Genomic DNA, 3612 nt, shown 5'->3' on the forward strand with positions numbered 1-3612 from the left:
ACGATCACCCTCGACGAGCTCACCGCCCGCATGGACGTCGCGTTCGGCGAGGTCCGCGCACTCCTGCGCACCGCGCACGAGCGGCACCAGGCGTCCGTCGCCGCGCTCGCCCCCGCCGCCGAGCGGCTGCGCGAGGCCCGCGCGCTCGCGGCCGAGCTGGGCGCCGAGCACGAGTCCGTGCGCGTCGGCGCGCTCACCCGCAGGCTGCGCGAGGTCGAGGAGCAGACCGCCTCCGACCCCCTCGCCGAGCCGTCCGCCGCGGCGCCGCTGGGCGAGCTCGCAGCCGAGATCGAGGCCGTGGCCGCGCGGCTCACCGCCACCGCGGGGCTGCGCGGCGAGTGGGACGTCCGCCGCGCCGCGGTCGAGGCGTCCGTCGCCGACGTCGACGGGTTGCGCAGGCGTGCCGAGGCCGTCCGGGAGCGCGCCGTCGAGATCGTCGTCGGACCCGTGCCGGAGCTGCCGCCCGACCGCGACCACGAGCTGCGCGGCAGGCTCGCCGCGCTCGGCCGGGGCAGCTGGACCACGCGCGCCGCTGCGCTGCGCGAGCTCTCCGACGCCGTGGCCGCCGCCTCAGCCGAGCTGACCGAGGCGCACGAGCTGGTCGGTGGGCTCGTCGAGCGGCGAGCGGAGCTGCGCGGCCGGTTCGAGGCCTACGCGGCGAAGGCCGCGCGCACCGGCGTCGCCGAGCGTCCCGACGTCCTGACGCAGCACGACACGGCCCGTGAGCTGCTGTGGAGCCGTCCGTGCGACCTCGCCGCGGCCACCCGCGCGCTCGTCGCCTACCAGCGCGCGGTCGGGAGGACGCCGTGAGCACGCCCGCCGCCGCCCGCTGTCCCGACCCCGAGTGCCCCGGCACGCTCGACGACGGCTGGTGCGACACCTGCGGGCTCGAAGCGGACGAGGCGCCCGCCGCCACGCAGGCCGCGACGCGGGACTCCACGCAGGCCTCCACGCAGGCGCAGCCCGCCACCGGCGCGATGTCGGAGCGGATGTCCGGCCCCGCGACCGGCGCGATGTCGGGCCCGATGACCGGCGCGATGTCCGGGCCGATGACGGGCGCGATGTCGGGACCCACCGGCAGCGGCTCCTTCGGCACCGGCTCCGGCGCGAGCCGCGCGTCCCGCCGGGGCTCCGGACGCACCGGGTCGAGCAGCTCGCGCACCCGGCTCGGCGCGGGCCTCGTCGACGTCCCGCCGGTCCCCACGGTCGACCCGGCGAGCGCGGTGCTCGCCGACCCGCAGGTCGCCGAGAGCAAGCGCTTCTGCAGCAAGTGCGGCCAGCCCGTCGGGCGCGGCCGCGACGGACGTCCCGGGCGCACGGAGGGCTTCTGCCCCAACGACGGCGCGCCCTACTCGTTCAGCCCGAAGCTCGTCCCGGGCACGCTCGTGGGCGGCCAGTACGAGGTGCAGGGCTGCCTGGCCCACGGCGGCCTCGGCTGGATCTACTCCGCGATCGACCGGCAGCTCGGCCGCTGGTGCGTCCTGAAGGGCCTGCTCGACTCCGGCGACGCCGACGCGATGGCCGCGGCCGCGGCGGAGAAGCGGTTCCTCTCGCAGGTCAGCCACGCCAACATCGTCGAGATCTACAACTTCACCGAGCACCCCGGCGAGGACGGGAAGCCCGTCGGCTACATCGTGATGGAGTACCTGGGGGGCTCGTCGCTGAAGCAGCTGCTGGAGGCGCGGCGGCGGCCCGACGGCACGTTCGAGCCCCTGCCCGTGCCCCAGGCCATCGCGTACGTCCTGGAGATGCTGCCCGCGCTGGGCTACCTGCACTCGCTGGGGCTCGTGTACTGCGACTTCAAGCCCGACAACGTGATCCAGTTCGACCGGCGCGTGAAGCTGATCGACCTGGGCGCCGTGATCCGCGCCGACGACACCCGCTCCGCCGTGTTCGGCACCCACGGCTACCAGGCGCCCGAGATCGCGAAGGAGGGCCCGTCGGCGGCGTCCGACGTGTTCACCGTCGGACGCACCCTCGCGGTCATGGCGCTGGGCATCGTCCCGGCGCGGAAGGGACAGCTGACCCCGCTGCCCGACGACCACCCGGTGCTGCGCGCGCACGAGTCGTTCCACCGGCTGCTGCGCCGCGCCACCGACCCCGACCCGTTGCGCCGCTTCGTCTCCGCCGACGAGATGACCGAGCAGCTCTCCGGCGTGCTGCGAGAGGTGCTGGCCACCGACGAGAAACCGTGCCCCGGGTGTCCACGGTGTTCGGCGCCCCGCACGAGACGTTCGCGACGAGCCTGCTGCTCGACCGCGAGGGCGCGAGCGGCCGTCCCGACCCGGCGGTGGTCGCGGCCGCGCTGCCGGTGCCGCTCGTGGAGGCCGACGACCCCCGCCGCCTCCGTGCTGGCCACCGCGTCGGTCGACCGCGCCGAGGTGCGGCGGATCGTCGACGCCACCGAGGACCCCAGCGCCGAGCTGCGGCTGCGGCTCGTCCGCGCCCACCTCGATGCCCGCGACGTCCCGGCCGCCCGCGCGCTGCTCGCGGAGCTGGCCGTCGAGGACCCCGACGACTGGCGGCTCGAGTGGTACGGCGGCGTGGCCGCGCTCGCCGAGGGCGACGTCGAGGCGGCGTGCGTCGCGTTCGACAACCGTCTACTCCACGCTGCCCGGTGAGGCCGTGCCGAAGCTCGCGCTCGCCGCGGCGGCCGAGTGCCTGGGCCGCGACGACCTCGCCCGCGTCCACTACGAGCTGGTCGCCCGACCCGACCCGGCGATCGCCGACGCCCCGTTCGGCAGGGCGCGCGTCGCGCTGCGGGCGGGGCAGGCCGCCGTCGCGACCACCGCGCTCGACGCCGTCCCCGTCGTGTCGAGCCACCGCCTCACCGCGCAGCTGGCGACCGTCGAGGCGGAGCTCGCGGGCGCCAGGCGCCTCGGGAACGGCACCGAGCCGCGGCTGCGCGCGAGCGCCGCCCGCGTCGAGCGCCTGCCGCTCGACCCCGCCACCGACGCCTCGGTGCGCGCCACCCTCTTCTCCGCGGCCGTGGACCTCGCCCCGACGACGCCCGCTCAGCCGGGCGGCGCGCCGTTCCTCGGCAGGCCGTTCCACGAGCGCGAGCTGAGAGAAGGCCTGGAGCAGTGCCTGCGCACCTCGGCGCGGCTGACCTCCGACCCCGACGAACGCATCGAGCTGGTCGAACCGCGCGAACGCGGTCCGGCCTCGGACCTGGACGTGACCTGAGTGAGCGAGACACCCTCGACCCCCGCCGCATCCGCCGCGACCCGGACGTGCGACGCGTGCGCCGAGCCGGTCGGCGCCGACGACCGCTTCTGCGAGAGCTGCGGCGCGACGCTGGGGCTGCACCGCGGCACCACGCTCGACTTCGTCGACACCGAGCACGAGACCACGTGCCGCGACTGCGGCCAGACCGTCACGCCGGTCGAGGCGTACTGCCCGAGTGCGGTCTCCTGCGCGCCGACGGCACCGACCTCGTGGTCGTGACGCTGGACGGGCTCGCGGGCCGCAGCGACCGCGGGCTCGTGCACACCCGCAACGAGGACGCGATGGCGCTGGCCGAGTACGGGCCCGTGCGCGCGGCGGTCGTCTGCGACGGCGTGTCGAGCGTGGCGCAGCCCGAGCTGGCCTCGCGCACCGCGAGCGCCACCA

At 76.5% G+C, this 3612-nt stretch carries 4 protein-coding genes; all 4 read left to right on the top strand.

All coding sequences use genetic code 11. The features are described 5' to 3' along the window. On the top strand, nucleotides 1-810 hold an 810-nt coding region (locus tag KPL57_RS26400), incomplete at its 5' end, for a hypothetical protein (protein WP_226353571.1). After that, nucleotides 807-2621, top strand: a complete 1815-nt coding sequence (locus KPL57_RS26405) for a serine/threonine protein kinase (protein ID WP_308253020.1) — start codon at nucleotides 807-809, stop codon at nucleotides 2619-2621. The genes KPL57_RS26400 and KPL57_RS26405, both read left to right, overlap by 4 nt. A gap of 4 nt (nucleotides 2622-2625) precedes the next feature. Continuing rightward, nucleotides 2626-3186, top strand: coding sequence for a tetratricopeptide repeat protein (locus KPL57_RS67355; RefSeq protein ID WP_308253021.1), 561 nt, complete (start codon nucleotides 2626-2628; stop codon nucleotides 3184-3186). Further along, complete coding sequence (locus KPL57_RS26410) at nucleotides 3187-3447, top strand: zinc ribbon domain-containing protein (protein WP_226353572.1); 261 nt, start codon at nucleotides 3187-3189, stop codon at nucleotides 3445-3447. It abuts the gene before it with no gap. Nucleotides 3448-3612 lie beyond the last annotated feature (165 nt).

This window comes from Pseudonocardia sp. ICBG601 (assembly GCF_020496245.1).